We start from the raw sequence: 15,849 nt of genomic DNA, 5'->3' as shown, positions 1-15,849 counted from the left end.
AGTAGGCAAAAGTTCATCACAAGTCGCTTTAAGTTGGTTACTGAGTAAAGGCGTAATTCCAATTATTGGTGCAAGAAAAGTTTCTCATCTTGAAGACAATCTTCAATGTATCGATTTGCAATTACCAAAAGAACAAATAAAACAGTTGGATGCAATAAGTCAAATTGAACTCGGTTTTCCTCATGATTTCTATAAAACCGATATGGTCAAAAATTTCGTTTACAATGGCACATTTGAGCAAATCAATCCTCATCGTTATTCACAATTGATGGATTAAGATGATTGTACTTATGCTGGATAACAGAATAATTCTCAAAATTCCAGCATTAATCTCTTAGTTTTGAGCATTTCGTAGAAAAAGCCAAGAGCCAATAGTAAAAAATAAACAAGCTAGAAAATGAGCCAAAGACAGAATAGAAGTTGCTCTCATAAATTCTAGTATCGCCTCAAAAGTAAAAATAGCACTACCCACTAGAAAAAAACAACTAGCAATAATCTTGAAACTGAAGTTAAGGGAAATACGGCAACTGCTATGGCTGATGTTGTCGCTAATCATTACTTAAATGAAATGTTATGGCAAATTACAGGTAGCTATGAATATGGTTTAGTTAAAGAAGATGGAGAATGGGCGATCGCCAAAATGACTTTTATTGCTGAATCCGAACAAGGCGATCGCGCTATTATTGATCGAGCTGTAGAACAAGCGAGTATTAACCCTTCTTCTTATCTTCAACGCTAACAGACAAAGCAAGCCGTAATTGATTTCTTAACATCTTTAGAAGACAAAGATATGGATAAATTTGCCTCAGTTTGGGCGGAAGATGCAGTGCAAGATATGCCTTTTTCCCCCGAAGGTTTTCCTAAGCGTGTCGAGGGGAAAGCTAATCTGATTAAACACTATGCTGCATGGCCAGAAACAAGCGGAAAAGCCAATTTTATCGATGAGTTAGTATTTTATCCCATGCAGGATGCCACAATGGTTTTTGCTGAATGGCGGGGTAATGTAGAAATTATTACTACAGGAAGAAACTACAACCAGCGATATGGCGGTTTGTTTCATGTTGTCGATGGCAAAATTGAACTGTTTCGCGAATATTACGATCCGATTGTGTTTAAAGATGCTTTTGGTTTAGATTAGGAGTTTAGCATTGACAGAAAACTCAAAATACGTGTTTTAAGGCGATAAGACAATGTTTCGTGATTTTAAACAAGGTGGTGATAATCTGGAAATTACTAGAGTTAATAAGTGCCAACTTATTTCACTCATTTTATTAAACTGAAATTAAACAATTTTGCCATGAACACTAATAATCGTCTTCAACATTCTTGCCACAGAATTTTATCCAGAGAAAGCCTATAAGAAAAGGCAACCAAAGCCAGTACCTTTCTAAAGGAGTTAATCGCCAGTCAAAGTTACCTAAAGATTGTCGATGTTTGAGGATAAAGTAAACAAAAGCCGAAAGGCTAACCCAACGTACGCCAAGATTGCGGGTAGCTACAGCCGAGGGAATTGACCAGGTAAAATACCAAGCGTGAACAATTGGTGATAGTGTCAACAAAGCAAAAAAATACCACTCAACAAAATTGACGAAGCTACGGCAATGCCACAGTAAAGCGATCGCTATTAACCCTAGAGGAATGGCATAAATCCAGTTTGATTGTGTTGAAGGATACCAAACTAAACTAATTAAATAAGGAATAAATTCGGCACTGCGACCGTGAGAAACGAAGGTTGAAGTAGTTGGAATTAAGGAACAATTACTATCATGGCAAAACCCAAAAGCTGTCGCCAACATTGGCAACATACCCAATAAGAAAACTAAAGGTGCATATTTTCTTCTTCCTTGTAAAGCTAAAAAGACCAGAATCGGTAGTGACATCCACTTGATTGCCACGCTCAAACCAATGAGCAATGCACTCCATGCCCAATAGCGTCGCTCGAAAGCCAACCATCCCGCTACTAAAGGTAAAATAAACCAGCTATCATAGTGACCTCCACCGGCAAAAGAATAGATAACTAAGGGATTCCAAGCATAGAGTAGGGTTTGGCGATCGCCCCAAGTTTTACTTAATAGCCAACATACCCCTAAATCGGCTAGAACAAACGCCAGTTTAAACAATAATACTGAGGTACTAATTAAAGCTAAAGCTCGAAATCCTAGTTGAGTCAGTGGTGGGTAAATAGCAGAAGTATCTAAATGGTTGATTAATGCCCACCAATCGGTTCGATAGGGAATCAATTCCGAGGCGTTGGGTGGCAAACTATAGGGACTAAAACCTAAGTTTTGAATATATCCTTCCCATAGGTAACGCCAAATATCATCTCCTGGATACATCGGCAGCAGCAGCAACCTAGTCAAAATTGTCACGCTCCAAAACCAAGCACTACTTATGTCTCGAAGCCCCCAAGAAAGCACAAACCCCAAACCCATTACTCCGATTCCCAACCAAAACCGAGGTACTGTCCCCGCTTGCTGAAAATCTCCGTGAGGAATAATGAGAACTGCCCCCACAATAAGAAGTAAGGAACTCAGCCACTGAAGCAATGGGGAACGAAAAAAATCTTTCCGTTGCCAGTATAAACTCCCCAAAGTTGCTAAAATAATCCTGCCAGCATTAAAGCTTCCTTTGAGCGTCCCAGAAATTTTCGAGCGACCTCCCTGTCGGTGGCGGTAGCCCACAGGAATTTCACAAATCTTTAAACCACAGTCAACTGCTTTTGCCTGCATCTCTACCGTCCAGCCAAAAGAGCGATCGCGCATCTGTATTTTTTCTAAGGCAGAGCGACGAATTAAGCGCAAGGGACCCAAATCTCGATACCAATATCCCCAACCCCAACCGATGAGCAGAGTAGCCAGCCAGTTACCAAAGTTTTGTGCCGCAGTCAAAGCAGCGCGACCAGAAGCACTAGCACGGCGGTTACCCAGGATGAAATCGGCATTTTGAGTCGCAGCAAAAAACTCTGGCAGTTTACTGAGATCGTCACTACCATCACCATCACAGAATAAAATCCAATCGCACTCATCTGGTAATTGTTGTAATCCGTGCCAACAGGCTCGACCGTAACCAGGCAATGGTTCACTGAAAACTTTAGCACCAGCAGAATGAGCTTCAAATGCCGTGCGATCGCTACTCCCATTATCTACGACGTAGATGTTTGTCAGTCCAGAGGATTGTAAGGACTCGATGACGCTGCCAATGGTCGCTTCTTCATTGAGGGCAGGTACAATGGTAAAAACCCGACTTAATTCGCAGCAGTTATGGTTTAAAAGGCTTTGATTCAATTTTACACCTATCATTTATCCGCAAGAAACCATCTGACTTATCGCTTGCTTATCGCTTGGCGTTAAGAGACCAATCGTAATCTAAGTAACTTACTTTATAAACCCCTTGGGTCAAATATTCTTGCTCGGTTGGACTCAGATATTGACTGATAAAATTGATAAAAGCTGTTTCTTTGCCGTTCAAGTTGTCAAAATTTTCCTCTTTGCTATAACTTTTCTCGAAGTCTTTGCCAAACCATTTAAAAATTGAAGAAACGTAAACCCTCTCTGAATCGCGATCGATGCGAAAATTGTCAGGGATAGCGAGAAAAGTTTTGGTTTGTTCGTCGAGTTGAGCGCTGAGTTTTTCTCCCGAATAAGGTTCAGTCCTTAATTTAGGACAACCGCTAGAAGCACAGACCAAAGCCATGTGAATTCTGGGTTCATTGAATTGTTTGCGAAGGATTTCATGTTCGATCTCATTTAAGGTCATTTCTTGACCAATAACTCTGAATTTCTTTCGATCCCAAACTCCAGGAATGTCACGAATACTTTCGGTGGGATAATTATCGACAATCGCTTCTAGGGTCAGGGAATTGTAAGCATTAATTAAAAAAGCAATTTTCTGTTGATCTGTCCAAGATTTATAGGTATTGGGAGGAACAGAACCAATAGCAGCATTAAACTTGTCGAGTTTTTGCCGATTATTCTGCAATTGTTCGTAGTCAATTCTTCCCGATGCATCGACATAATTTTGTAAAACTTCGGCATAATCCTGATAGTTTAATGGTTGAGCAGCAATAACACTCGATTCTGGTTGTTTTTCTGGGCTATTTTGAGCTTCGGAGTTAGAGTATCCTCCGCAGCTAGTTAGAAGTATAACTAGAGTAAGGGGAAGCAACCATCGGTTGGGTGTATTATTTAAATATCGTCTCGGCATAATTGTAGATTGTTTTGATTAGTAGTTTAGTATTATTTAAATTATTAAGCGTTCAACCAATAATAAATACGAAGCTAAAACGAAAAAGGATTTACAGCCGTTTTCAGTTGAATAGACTCCGTTTTCTTGAAGCAGTCCTAAAGGATTCCTAAAAGATTCCCTAAAGGGTATATCCGCAGGTGTCCCTAAAGGGATATGTTATGCCCTTGTGGTACACTTCGATATATCCTTTAGGACACCTTCGGATAAGCTCCTTCGTCGCGTCACCGCTGTTCACATGGCAATTAGAAGTAATCATGGTGTCTGGCTGTCCTCTGAGCAGAAGGTTAGAGCTAATAAGTGGTGCAAATTCAAGAGAACTTTTAATGATCAAAAATCAGAAACCAGATATATCAAAGAAGTAATTTACGGCAAACGAAATCAAAGAACTTATTGGTCAATAACTACTAACCCTGAGACTATGCCCGAAAATTCTACTTCTTTTGTGATGACTAATATTCAAGTAACCCGAAGCAAAATGAAGAAGCAAATTGGCAATTTGTACGGGTTAAGAACGAGGGCGCGAATATGGATTTAGACAATGTAAACCAGAATTGGGATGGACTGATTATCGATTTACTAATTTTTTAGAGATTGATAAGTGGTGGGAAATTATTTTTTCTACTTAGAGGATGTCTGAAAAGTCAAAATAAATACGATCGCTGATAAAAATCAGAAAAACTCTCGCGCTTATTTAATCTGTCAATAGCTAAAAAGACAGGTAACGATAGCTATGAATCAATCATATCGTACTGATTTAACAGATGAGTAGTGGGAAATAATCAAAACTTTGATTCCATCAGCAAAACCAGGAGGTCGTCCTCGAACCGTAGAAATGAGAAGAGTGGTCGATGGAATCTTCTATGTTTTAGTAGCTGGAAAGAATTAATACTATAGTCATTCCAATTAATTTCCTTATGGTAGTTTTGTATTGATAATAAGGTCAAATCTTATTTGCTACTTACTATAGTCATTTTAATTAATTTCCCTATGGTTACTTTGTATTAATGATGATGGTGAATTTTACTTGTTACTTGTTACTTGTTACTTCGTTATAAGATCCACTGGTTGCTATTTGAAATGACTATAATATTTTGGGGCAGCACTAGCTGGCAACGACCAAATTGGCATAACACCATCAGTAACCGCATAAGGACCAGAAATCATGGCGCTGGAAAAAGCGATCCCTTGTAGATCGAAAATTTCGTCTACTCCTGATTTAAATTCCAAACAGCTAATCATTTGCCTCGTCTGTAAATCGACTACCGCGACCCCACATTTGAGTTCATCAAAGCGATCGCTAATAGGTAAGTTGCCAAAAATAGCGGTTTCTCGAATCTTAGACAAGCCTACAAAAGCATACTTGCCGATAATTGCTAGACCACGAGCATAACCAGGCAATGCCACGATCATTTCCTGCTTGCCAGAGTTGGAATCTACGGTAATTAGTTCTCCTTTACCCGAATTAAGCACCCACAAAATACCTTGATGCATTCTGGGAGAATGAGGCATTGATAAGCCTGTGGTGATTACTTTACTACTCGGCACTTCCAAGATACATCCCCCATGCGCCTTTTGCGATCGCCAACCACCAGGAGTATTAGTTTTACCTAAGACCGTAACGTATTTAGGCATTCCGTTCACCATCGCCATCCCATTAAGATGACAACGATCTTCAGGAGCGATCGCGCTAACAAAACTTGGTCGCCACTGAGGAATAAAATTGTAGTTGTTACTTAAGGTGCAAAGACAGGAAAATCGCGTATTCACAATCCATAATTCTTGACCTCCCCAGGCTAAATCGTGGATTGAAATGTCTCCTGTATACTGTCCACTTTTGGTTAGATAGCAAGCATCATAGCTACCAGCAGGGTCAATCTGCACTGCTATGTCAGTGTCGTTTTTGAGAAAATAGACCCAATCCTTGCCTCCAACTGCCATCCGCGACCTATTAAGCGCCAGACCCATTGCTCGTTCAAAATTATGGAAGGCAATATCTAGCTTCTGCTCTTTAACGGTGACGATTCCCAATTTACCCGCTTGATAGGTAGAAAAGAAAAGCGAAATTTGCAGATGTTTTAAAATTTGAGCCAAATTATTGCTATATTCGTAACTTACTTCTCGTAAGTTGTCTTGCGCCTCAGGATTGACTTTGTTAGTGGGTTGAACCATTAATAAAATTGCCAGATTCGAGATTAATTACTACTGTCAGCCAAGAGGTTGAAATCTCAACCCCTTGCCGATTATTTAAATCGTTTTAAAGTTTTTTAAAGTTGTCAGACGTTAGTTGTTCGGTATTAATCCAATTAAGAGTCGCCAATACTTCCTCCCCAAGCAGAATAGTATTACCAGCAAAACTCAGGTCATCAAATTGCAATCCATTCGCTAAACCAAGGCGATCGCTTCCTAATCTAAAGTCAACAATCGTATCAGATCCAGCACCAGATTTCAGCACAAAGATATCGTCACCGCTACGACCATGGAGGATGTCATTACCAATCCCTCCATCTAGCAGATCGCGATCGCTACCTCCTGTTAGGATATCATCGCCACTTCTTCCTCTTAAAATATCGTTACCGTTGCCACCCCACAGCGTATCGTTATCATTTCCGCTACTGAGGGTATCGTTGCCGTTACCGCCAATTAGATTATCATTACCTACATTACTAATCAGGCGATCGTCTCCATCACCACCATCAATGTAGTCATTGCCTCCACAGCTAACAACAGTATCTTGACCGTTCAAGGCTTGAATTTGTTCAGCGCGATCGCCACCCAATAAAAAGTCTGAATCTTCAGAGCCATTAATTAAAATTGGTGTTGCGTCTCTTGCATTATCAAAAGTTAACTTAAACAGTTCTTGTCCAGTTTGACCGTTATCAGCACGGAAAAATAATTCATTACCAACAACAGTTAATTCGTAAGGAGAAGAACTGTAGCCATAGCCATTACTAGTTTTTTCTGGACGGATATCTGCCACTAATTGAGTGCCTTTAGACGTACCATCACTGACAAATAGCTCATTGCCATGAACACCATCATCTGCCGTAAAATATAGCTTGCCGTTGAATTCAACCAAGTTCTTAGGAAAAGAACTATTACTATAGCCGTAGCTATTTTCTCCTGGATAAAGATCCACCGCTAATTGAGTTCCTTCAGGCGTACCATCACTGACAAATAGTTCATTGCCATGAACACCATCATCCGCTGTGAAATATAGCTTGCCATTAAATTCAACTAGGTTACTAGGGTAAGAAGCATTGATATTGCCGTAATTATTTTCCCCTGGATAAAGATCCACCGCTAATTGAGTTCCTTCAGGCGTACCATCACTGACAAATAGTTCATTGCCATGAACACCATCATCCGCTGTGAAATATAGCTTGCCATTAAATTCAACTAGGTTATTAGCAAAAGAGCTAAGATTACCGTATTTGTTGACTCCTGGACGGATATCTGCCACTAATTTAGTTCCTTCAGCGGTACCGTCGCTGACAAACAGCTCATTACCATGAACACCATCATCTGCCGTGAAATATAGCTTGCCGTTGAATTCAACGAAGTTCATAGGAAAAGAACTATTAATATAGCCGTAGCCATTTTCTCCTGGATAAAGATCCGCTGCTAATTGAGTTCCTTCAGGCGTACCGTCACTGACAAATAGCTCATCGCCATGAACACCATCATCCGCTGTGAAATATAGCTTGTCATTAAATTCAACGAAGTTATCAGGAGCAGAACCACGACCAGAGCCGTCGTTACTTTTTCTTGGATCGAGAACCGCTGCTAATCTAGTTCCTTCGGCAGTACCATCACTGACAAATAGCCCATCGCCATGAATACCATCATTCGCTTTGAAATATAGCTTGTCGTTGAATTCGACTAAGCCATCAAAAAAATGGATATTTTCTCCTGGATTAAGATTCGCTGCTAATCTAGTTCCTTCGGCAGTCCCGTCACTAACAAATAGCTCATTGCCAGTTTCTCCATTATTCGCTGTGAAATATAGCTTGCCTTTGAATTCTACCAAGCCATCAGGAAAAGAGCTTTCAGGAACTATTGAATATGTGGGCTGATAGTCACTATTGTTATCATAGCTCTTAAAAAAGCCAGGGTTAATATCCTTAACTAATACGACTTGACTTAAATTATTATCCATTTGTTTGATTGTTTTTTAGTGAGATAGTGTCGATTGCTAATTATTATTAAGATCATCTTTAAACAACGACACCCTCCAGGATTAGAGACACGAAGTTAGTTTTTTATGGCTTCGCGTCGCACAATGACTCACCAATTAAATCATCCAAAAGTTTTTTCGACGACCCAAGGTTGAGATAAAATTTTGAATTTATTTCTTCCCGTAAATTTTCTTGCACTTTAGTATTAAGTCTTGACTTTGTTAGCGGGTTAAACCATTAATAAAGATGCCAGATTAACGCTAGATGAAAAATTAATTACTACTCTCAGAAAAGGGGTTGAGATTTCAACCCCTAGGTAATTTGATTATTTAAATCGTTTGAAAGTCGCTGGATGTCAGTTGTTCAGTGTTAATCCCCTCCAGAGTTGCCAATACTTCCGCCCCAGCCAAGATAGTATTATTAGCAAAACTTAGATCCTCAAACTGCAAACCATCAGCCAAACCAAAGCGATCGCCTCCTAAGTCAAAATCAGAAATAGTATCAGATCCAGTACTAGGCCTCAACACAAAGATATCTTCACCATTTCCCCCATTGAGATGATCATTGCCAATCCCTCCATCAAACAGATCGTTATAATCACCTCCTAGTAAATTGTCTGCACGATCAGAACCATTGATCTCAATTGGCGATGATTCTGTCAGATCACTAATAGTCAGTTTAAATAGCTCAGTTCCAGTTTCACCGTTGTCAGCCGCAAAAAATAACTCATCTCCAACCACAGTTAAGCTAGAAGCAAAAGAACTATTGGGATAACTGTAATTATTTAGCCCTGGATTAATATCTGCCACGAGCTGAGTTTCTTTCGTAGTACCATCAGTGACAAATAGCTCATTACCTTTTTCCCCATCATCCGCTGTGAAGTAGAGCTTGCCATTAAATTCGGTTAAGTTACTGGGGTAAGAACTATTACTATATCCATCGTTACTAGTTCCTGGATTAATATCTGCCACGAGCTGAGTTCCTTCGGCAGTACCGTCACTGACAAATAGCTCATTGCCATGAACACCATCATTAGCCGTAAAGTAGAGCTTGTCATCAAATTCGGTTAAGTTACTAGGGTAAGAACTATAAGAGCCGTATTGATTGCTTCCTGGGCGAAGATCCACTAATAGTTGAGTTCCCTCAGCAGTACCGTCGCTGACAAATAGCTCATTGCCATGAACACCATCATTAGCCGTAAAGTAGAGTTTGCCATCAAATTCAGTTAAGTTACTAGGGTAAGAACTATAAGAGTCGTATTGATTGCTTCCTGGGCGAAGATCCACTAATAGTTGAGTTCCCTCAGCAGTACCGTCACTGACAAATAGCTCATTGCCATGAACACCATCATTGCCCGCAAAATAGAGCTTGTTATCAAATTCAGTCAAGTTACTAGGGTAAGCACCATTATTATTACCGTAGTTATCTTCTCCTGGACGAAGATCTACAAGTAGTTGAGTTCCCTCGGCAGTACCGTCGCTGACAAATAGCTCATTGCCATTCTCTCCATCATTGGCTGTAAAGTAGAGTTTTTCATCAAATTCGGTCAAGTTTCTAGGGAAAGAACCATTGCCGCCGTAGTTATCTTCTCCTGGATAAAGATCCACTAATAGTTGAGTGCCTTCAGCAGTACCATCGCTGACAAATAGCTCATTGCCATTCTCTCCATCATTAGCACTAAAAAAGATCTGGTTGTTGAATTCGACTAAGTTTTCAGGAGAAGAACTATAGTTATAGCCATAGTCAGTAGTACCTGGACGAATATCTTTAACTAATTGCGTACCATCAGCAGTACCATCACTAACAAATAACTCTCGACCATTTTCTCCATTATCAGCATTAAAATAGAGCCGATCATTGAATTCAACTAAGCTAGTGGGAAAAGAACCATTGGGAACTTGAGAAGGTGGAGGCGAGTAGGGCAGGTTCGGATTGAGAGGTAGTTGATAGCGTGGATTAAAATCAGAAACGCCAGGATTGATATCCTTAACTAGTTCAACTTGATCTAAATTGGTATCCATTTGTTTGACCGTTGGTTTATGAGATAGTGTTGATTGTTCATCGTTGCAAAGCTCTCTCAAGCTAAGAGAGGTTCAGCCCGTAACTAAATAACTAAATATTTTTCAGATCATCTATTTTAGGCTCTAATTTCAGGAAATTGTGACAATATTTATGTCTTATTCTTCTGCAAGTCTTTTGATAACTGGAGCTTAAGGCATTATCTACATTTGTAACTTTTCTACATTTGTAACATTCTTGTTACAAAATTGGAGCGCGTAATGAATTTCCAAAAATTATTTTGCTATCTGGCAATTTAACTTCAATTTAACTTGACAAGTCATAGTCGTTATGAGTATGATTTACATATTGAGATTGGTAATCAAAACAAAATTATTAGTTAAGGAGCAATATATACAATGAGAGACACAGTACCTAGCGTAGTATTCAAAACCAGAGTACGTGATGAGTCGGTTGAAGGGCCTAATCCTTTCCGTTGGCAAGACATGACAACAGAAGAAATTTTTAAAGGCAAAAAAGTAATTGTGTTTTCTCTTCCAGGTGCGTTTACCCCAACCTGTTCCTCAACTCATTTACCTGGATACGAACAGCACTACGAAGAGTTTAAGTCTTTGGGAATCGACCAAATTGTTTGTATTTCGGTAAATGATGCTTTTGTGATGTTCCAATGGGGCAAACAACAGGGAGTTAAAAACGTCTTCTTGCTTCCCGACGGGAATGGAGAGTTTACTCGTGAGATGGGAATGTTAGTAGAAAAAAATAATTTGGGCTTTGGGATGCGTTCTTGGCGTTATTCAATGTTGGTTAACGACATGAAAATCGAAAAAATCTTTGCTGAAGCAGATTTAGGTCATAACTGTCCTACCGATCCTTTTGAAGTATCTGATGCTGAGACAATGTTGGCATATTTAAAAGGAACGCAAAACAGCGAACAGTAAACAGTAATCATTTAGTTGAAGATTGCGGACTGAATTTTCTACACTTAATAAACACTTCAGGAGAATTAAATTATGGTTTCTACTGTTTCTAAGCAAAAGCTTTATGCAACTCGAATTGATTTATCAGAAGATCTTCGAGCAAAAATAGTTGGGATTTTAAATCAAACCTTGGCAGCAACACTAGATTTAAAAACTCAAACCAAGCAAGCGCACTGGAACGTCAAGGGTATGGACTTTTATCAGCTACATTTGCTATTTGATGAGATGGCAGGTGAACTAGAAGAGTATACCGATCTGGTGGCTGAACGAGTTACTGCTTTAGCAGGTACAGCGATGGGTACAGCAAGAGTTGCTGCTGCGGAATCTATCTTACCTGAATATGCTTTGGAGGCGGTTTCGGGAGCGGAACATATTACTGCCTTAGCCGATCGCTATAGTCTATACGCCAAACATTTACGTGAGGCAATTGATACTACCGACGAATTGGGAGATGCAGATACAGCGGATCTTTATACAGAAATTTCTCGCACGATCGATAAGCGTCTTTGGTTCTTAGAAGCTCATTTAGTTGGTTAGTTTCAATAGCTTTAAACTCTAAGCTGGAGTATAGATTAAAGAGCCTAAATCTGAGACTTTGATTGTATTTGTCCTGATAAAACTGTAGTCTGAGCAATGCTAACTATACAGGAAAAAAATATGACAGATATGACAAATACCCAAGGTGCAGATGCAGTAGATCGGGCGATCGCTCAAGGTCTTGATTTAGATGGTTCACCAATTCCCGTGTCAAAGTTGTCGCTATATAATAAGGTGATGGGGTTTGAAGCGGGAAGACAAAGAAGTGGCGTTACTAATACAATGCGTTCAAGAATCGTCAGAATTGGGGCAAAACATCTGGCTCAAGCAGAGCTAAATCAAATGTTGCTGGATGCCGAATTTTCTCCTTTAAAAGATAAAGAGATCGCTTTTTATTACGGCGGTAAATAACACTCAGTAATAAAGCAGAGAAATTATGACGGCAGGGGCGCAGGAGAATAATGCAAACCTGTCTTTCTATTGAAAGTTTAGCTTAAATAAAAATATATAAGGAGATATAAGCATAAGAATATGAGCTATGATTTTGATCTATTTGTCATTGGTGCAGGTTCAGGAGGAATCGCCACCGCTAGGCGTGCAGCCCAATATGGGGCTAAGGTAGGGATTGTGGAAAGCGATCGCCTGGGGGGAACTTGTGTTAATCGCGGGTGTGTGCCTAAAAAGCTGATGGTTTATGCGTCTCATTTTCCCTATGAGTTTGAAGAATCGGCAGGTTACGGTTGGACAGTAGGCGAAACCAGTTTTAACTGGCTCAAGATGATTACGGCGGTAAATAACGAGGTCGATCGCCTTAACGGTATTTATCAGAGAATGTTGGATAACTCCGAAGTCAAACTGTATCGGGGTTATGGTAAGTTTATTGATTCCCATACAATTGAGATTGGGGAGCAAAAGGTCACCGCTGAAAAGATTTTAATTGCGGTAGGTGGTAAACCTGTAAAGCCAGACGATATTCCTGGGGTAGAACACGCAATTACTTCCAGAGAAATATTTAACGTCAAAGAACAACCAAAAAGGATCGTGATTATTGGCGGGGGTTATATTGGCGTTGAGTTTGCCTGTATTCTCAATGGTTTGGGGACAGAGGTAACTGTGGTTATTCGTGGTGATAAAATTTTGCGAGGATTTGACGAAGATCTACGCACTGAGATCCAAGAGGGTATGGAAAGACACGGCATTCGTATTTTGAATAACAAGCCTAAGCTTTCAATTGCCAAACAAGATTTAGGTTTAGAAATCACTATTCCCATCAGTAATGGTGAATCAGAAATTATTGTGGCTGATGCGGTTAGTTTGGCAGCTACAGGAAGAGAGCCTGATTTGTCCAATCTAGGCTTGGAAAATACTGGAGTAGAGGTGGTTAAAGGTGCGATCGCCGTAGATGAATATAATAAAACCGCCGAAGATCACATTTATGCAGTGGGTGACTGTACCGATCGCATCAATCTAACTCCTGTAGCTATCAACGAGGGTAGAGCCTTCGCCGACACTCATTTTGGTGGTCAATCGCGAAAAATGAGCTACGAAAATATTCCTACTGCTGTGTTTAGTACGCCTGAAGCAGCTACTGTTGGTTTAACCGAAGCCGAAGCCAAGGAAAAATATGGTGATGCCATTAAGGTATATCGTAGTAAATTCCGTCCAATGTACTACACTTTAGCAGGCAAAGAAGAGAAAACTTTGATGAAGCTAATTGTGGACACCAATACCGATAAAGTAGTGGGTGCGCATATGGTAGGAGACAATGCCGCCGAAATTATTCAGGGAGTGGCGATCGCTTTAAAAATGGGTGCTACCAAAGCTAATTTTGATGCGACAGTGGGTATACATCCGAGTTCAGCGGAAGAATTTGTCACCATGAGATAAATCAGTCGATTATATTGAGCAGTTGCGCTATTACAGTTAACAAACCATTAACAAAGTAAGAAAAAAGCAGTTAAAGTGGGTGATTGGCGCTTAGGCGAAGCCTAAGCTTTAACGCCTATAAGCTAAGACAAAACGTTCAATACCAGCCAGATCGGCAAATATTTGGGGGTTGTAATATTCCCCCTGCTGGATTAAAAGGCTGACCACTGTATCTGCTTGACCAACCATCAATTCAATCAGCCAAATTCCCCCTGAAACTAAATATTGGGGAGCCGTTTTGATTAAATAACGAATATCATCTAAACCATCGTCACCACCATCTAATGCTAAACGAGGTTCATGCCAAGCTACTTCTGGCTGTAATTGAGCAATCTGCAATGATGGAATATATGGGGGATTAGAGATCATGCCTGTTACTTTGCCTTGAAGTGCATTTAAAGGACTCCACCAGCTACCCTGATAAAAATGAATGTTGTTTAAATTCAGGCTGCTAGCGTTTTCTTGAGCAATTTTCAAGGCATCTGTACTGAGATCCACCCCATGAACTGTAGCTGTGGGGAATACATCTGCTAATCCTATGGCGATCGCGCCACTACCCGTACCTAAATCTACCCAGTGCCTCTGGTCACTAGAAATTAAACTATTGGCTAAGGCTATGTCGATGATTAATTCTGTCTCCGGACGAGGTATCAAGACAGCAGGCGTTACTTTTAATTGAAAACGTCTCCAAAAGACCGTTTCTACCAAATATTGCACAGGTAGACGCTCCTGAAGACGCTGTTGCCAGAGCTTAGTTAACTCAGATAAAGATTTAGCACTGTTAATCTGCGGTTGCTTTTGCCACGTCCCTAAACGTAAAGATAGACTATCTAAGTTAGTAATTGTTTTGATCAGCCAATCGACTTCATCTGGATCTATCTGATTGGCGATCGCCATTTCCTTTGCCTGTCGATACCAACTATATAGATCCTGACTAGAAATACTGTTCAATTATGGTGCTGGTGCTGGTGCTGGCGCTGGCGCTGGTACTGCGGTTTCTCCAGTAGCAGGAGTTACCGTTTGCAAAAACTGAATTGATTCTGTGGAAGGAACTAAGACAATTTTCTGAAGAATTTCGTCTGAACCTGTTTTTAAAGTTTCAATCACTCCTTCTAAAGGATGAACCTCAATATTTATGCTATCGGCTATTTCTGGTTTTTGTTCTTTAAATTTGGCAATCATTTGTTCTAATTGCGCCTTTTCAAAAAAGAAAGGAATTACCTGTTCAGAATTTCTTTCAAAGGTCAAATATCCTTTGCCTTCTCCGCCTTTAGCCACAAATAAAGGAACTCCTCCTTTATATGGCTGTTGATTTGCTTCACCAATAGTTTTGGCTGAGGCGACAGCTTCTTTTTCGGGAACATAAGCAAAATTCAAGGAATTGTTCTCACCCTCAGCCGATCCTGCCAACTTATAAACTTCTCCCAATGAGACTGGGACGACTTTAACTTTTTGAGCCAGTTCAGGGTTTTCTGTTTTAAGCTGATTGACAAACTCATTAGCATCACCTTGGGAAATAAAAACTCCCGCAACTTTGGCTTGATCTTCTCCTGAAGCTACTAGAGGCGCACCTTTTTCGTCGGCGATCGTAAACACTGGCACAGGGTCAAGTTTTTTAAGTACTTCTGCTTCAGGTAAAGCGATCGCCATTAAGTTCTCGATCGCTCCCCAGCTAAAGAAAGTAGCTCCTGCGACTCCTAAAGTTATACTCCAACGGATCAATGATTTAATCATGGATGTCTGCCTCATTACAATATTTACTCTTTGTATTGTGTGTATAAAACTGTAAATTACCTGGTAAGTTAACTAATGTCTAATGTAATTATTTCTTTTTGTGGATGCAGACAGGCAAACCCAATTTAGCTCAGAAGTTGTGCGATCACAATATTTTAATTTCCAATCTGCTTCTGCTCCAGTACTAATCTAGTACTAAATACAATTCAAAGTTATCTGAATTGTATCTAAAGATT

The 15,849-nt window shown here is 40.0% G+C and carries 13 protein-coding genes and 3 pseudogenes; 9 read left to right on the top strand and 7 right to left on the bottom strand.

Annotated features, from left to right (window positions below; all coding sequences use genetic code 11):
- The 3 genes and pseudogenes from C7B62_RS19685 to C7B62_RS19670 all read left to right on the top strand — a co-directional run.
- Positions 1-277 (top strand): aldo/keto reductase (locus C7B62_RS19685; RefSeq protein ID WP_199194290.1); only part of this gene is annotated, 277 nt, incomplete at its 5' end.
- A gap of 225 nt (positions 278-502) precedes the next feature.
- Positions 503-739 (top strand): annotated as a pseudogene (locus C7B62_RS19675) (nuclear transport factor 2 family protein); the annotation flags it as partial.
- 18 nt (positions 740-757) lie between these two features.
- Positions 758-1,138, top strand: coding sequence for a nuclear transport factor 2 family protein (locus C7B62_RS19670; RefSeq protein ID WP_255414065.1), 381 nt, complete (start codon positions 758-760; stop codon positions 1,136-1,138).
- A gap of 166 nt (positions 1,139-1,304) precedes the next feature.
- Here C7B62_RS19670 and C7B62_RS19665 read toward each other — a convergent pair whose 3' ends face one another.
- Together C7B62_RS19665 and C7B62_RS19660 are read right to left on the bottom strand one after the other, a co-directional pair.
- A complete protein-coding gene (locus tag C7B62_RS19665; RefSeq protein ID WP_233220058.1) occupies positions 1,305-3,284 on the bottom strand; it encodes a glycosyltransferase in 1,980 nt (659 codons plus the stop codon).
- Between the two features lie 49 nt (positions 3,285-3,333).
- The gene (locus C7B62_RS19660) at positions 3,334-4,203 is read right to left on the bottom strand and encodes a DUF547 domain-containing protein (RefSeq protein WP_106241087.1); all 870 of its coding nucleotides are present in this window, start codon (positions 4,201-4,203) and stop codon (positions 3,334-3,336) included.
- A gap of 277 nt (positions 4,204-4,480) precedes the next feature.
- On the opposite strand from C7B62_RS19660, the pseudogene C7B62_RS19655 reads away from it, so the two are divergent.
- Both C7B62_RS19655 and C7B62_RS27020 read left to right on the top strand, forming a co-directional pair.
- Positions 4,481-4,862, top strand: a pseudogene (locus C7B62_RS19655) (IS701 family transposase); the annotation flags it as partial.
- 158 nt (positions 4,863-5,020) lie between these two features.
- Positions 5,021-5,122 (top strand): annotated as a pseudogene (locus C7B62_RS27020) (IS5/IS1182 family transposase); the annotation flags it as partial.
- A gap of 191 nt (positions 5,123-5,313) precedes the next feature.
- On the opposite strand, the gene C7B62_RS19645 reads toward C7B62_RS27020, so the two are convergent.
- From C7B62_RS19645 to C7B62_RS19635, 3 genes are all read right to left on the bottom strand, one after another.
- Positions 5,314-6,414: a TIGR03032 family protein gene (locus C7B62_RS19645; RefSeq protein WP_106241082.1), complete on the bottom strand. Its 1,101-nt coding sequence runs from the start codon at positions 6,412-6,414 to the stop codon at positions 5,314-5,316.
- Between the two features lie 85 nt (positions 6,415-6,499).
- Complete coding sequence (locus C7B62_RS19640) at positions 6,500-8,401, bottom strand: ELWxxDGT repeat protein (protein ID WP_106241078.1); 1,902 nt, start codon at positions 8,399-8,401, stop codon at positions 6,500-6,502.
- Positions 8,402-8,749: 348 nt separating this feature from the next.
- A complete protein-coding gene (locus C7B62_RS19635; RefSeq protein WP_106241075.1) occupies positions 8,750-10,441 on the bottom strand; it encodes an ELWxxDGT repeat protein in 1,692 nt (563 codons plus the stop codon).
- Between the two features lie 396 nt (positions 10,442-10,837).
- Between C7B62_RS19635 and C7B62_RS19630 the strand changes: the two genes are divergently transcribed.
- From C7B62_RS19630 to gor, 4 genes are all read left to right on the top strand, one after another.
- Positions 10,838-11,377: a peroxiredoxin gene (locus tag C7B62_RS19630; protein ID WP_106241073.1), complete on the top strand. Its 540-nt coding sequence runs from the start codon at positions 10,838-10,840 to the stop codon at positions 11,375-11,377.
- A gap of 72 nt (positions 11,378-11,449) precedes the next feature.
- Positions 11,450-11,953 (top strand): DNA starvation/stationary phase protection protein Dps, encoded by a 504-nt coding sequence (dps, locus tag C7B62_RS19625; RefSeq protein WP_106241070.1) that lies wholly within the window; start codon positions 11,450-11,452, stop codon positions 11,951-11,953.
- A gap of 129 nt (positions 11,954-12,082) precedes the next feature.
- Complete coding sequence (locus C7B62_RS19620; RefSeq protein ID WP_199194291.1) at positions 12,083-12,364, top strand: DUF4090 family protein; 282 nt, start codon at positions 12,083-12,085, stop codon at positions 12,362-12,364.
- Positions 12,365-12,484: 120 nt separating this feature from the next.
- Complete coding sequence (gor, locus tag C7B62_RS19615; protein WP_106241063.1) at positions 12,485-13,840, top strand: glutathione-disulfide reductase; 1,356 nt, start codon at positions 12,485-12,487, stop codon at positions 13,838-13,840.
- A 108-nt stretch (positions 13,841-13,948) separates the two neighbouring features.
- Here the strand turns inward: gor and prmC are convergent, their stop codons facing one another.
- Both prmC and C7B62_RS19605 read right to left on the bottom strand, forming a co-directional pair.
- The gene (gene prmC, locus C7B62_RS19610; protein WP_106241058.1) at positions 13,949-14,830 is read right to left on the bottom strand and encodes a peptide chain release factor N(5)-glutamine methyltransferase; all 882 of its coding nucleotides are present in this window, start codon (positions 14,828-14,830) and stop codon (positions 13,949-13,951) included.
- A complete protein-coding gene (locus tag C7B62_RS19605; RefSeq protein WP_233220057.1) occupies positions 14,831-15,613 on the bottom strand; it encodes a Tic22 family protein in 783 nt (260 codons plus the stop codon).
- Positions 15,614-15,849: the final 236 nt, after the last annotated feature.

It is taken from the genome of Pleurocapsa sp. CCALA 161 (genome assembly GCF_003003995.1).
GTDB lineage: Bacteria > Cyanobacteriota > Cyanobacteriia > Cyanobacteriales > Xenococcaceae > Waterburya.
This window is presented reverse-complemented; position numbering and strand designations above follow the sequence as displayed.

Bases quoted from the DNA above. Each gene is read 5' to 3' on its own strand.
- C7B62_RS19605 (WP_233220057.1), bottom strand. From the start codon at position 15,613: ATGATTAAATCATTGATCCGTTGGAGTATAACTTTAGGAGTCGCAGGA.
- C7B62_RS19645 (WP_106241082.1), bottom strand. From the start codon at position 6,414: ATGGTTCAACCCACTAACAAAGTCAATCCTGAGGCGCAAGACAACTTA.
- C7B62_RS19660 (WP_106241087.1), bottom strand. From the start codon at position 4,203: ATGCCGAGACGATATTTAAATAATACACCCAACCGATGGTTGCTTCCC.
- gor (WP_106241063.1), top strand. From the start codon at position 12,485: ATGAGCTATGATTTTGATCTATTTGTCATTGGTGCAGGTTCAGGAGGA.
- C7B62_RS19630 (WP_106241073.1), top strand. From the start codon at position 10,838: ATGAGAGACACAGTACCTAGCGTAGTATTCAAAACCAGAGTACGTGAT.
- C7B62_RS19635 (WP_106241075.1), bottom strand. From the start codon at position 10,441: ATGGATACCAATTTAGATCAAGTTGAACTAGTTAAGGATATCAATCCT.
- C7B62_RS19640 (WP_106241078.1), bottom strand. From the start codon at position 8,401: ATGGATAATAATTTAAGTCAAGTCGTATTAGTTAAGGATATTAACCCT.
- C7B62_RS19620 (WP_199194291.1), top strand. From the start codon at position 12,083: ATGACAAATACCCAAGGTGCAGATGCAGTAGATCGGGCGATCGCTCAA.
- dps (WP_106241070.1), top strand. From the start codon at position 11,450: ATGGTTTCTACTGTTTCTAAGCAAAAGCTTTATGCAACTCGAATTGAT.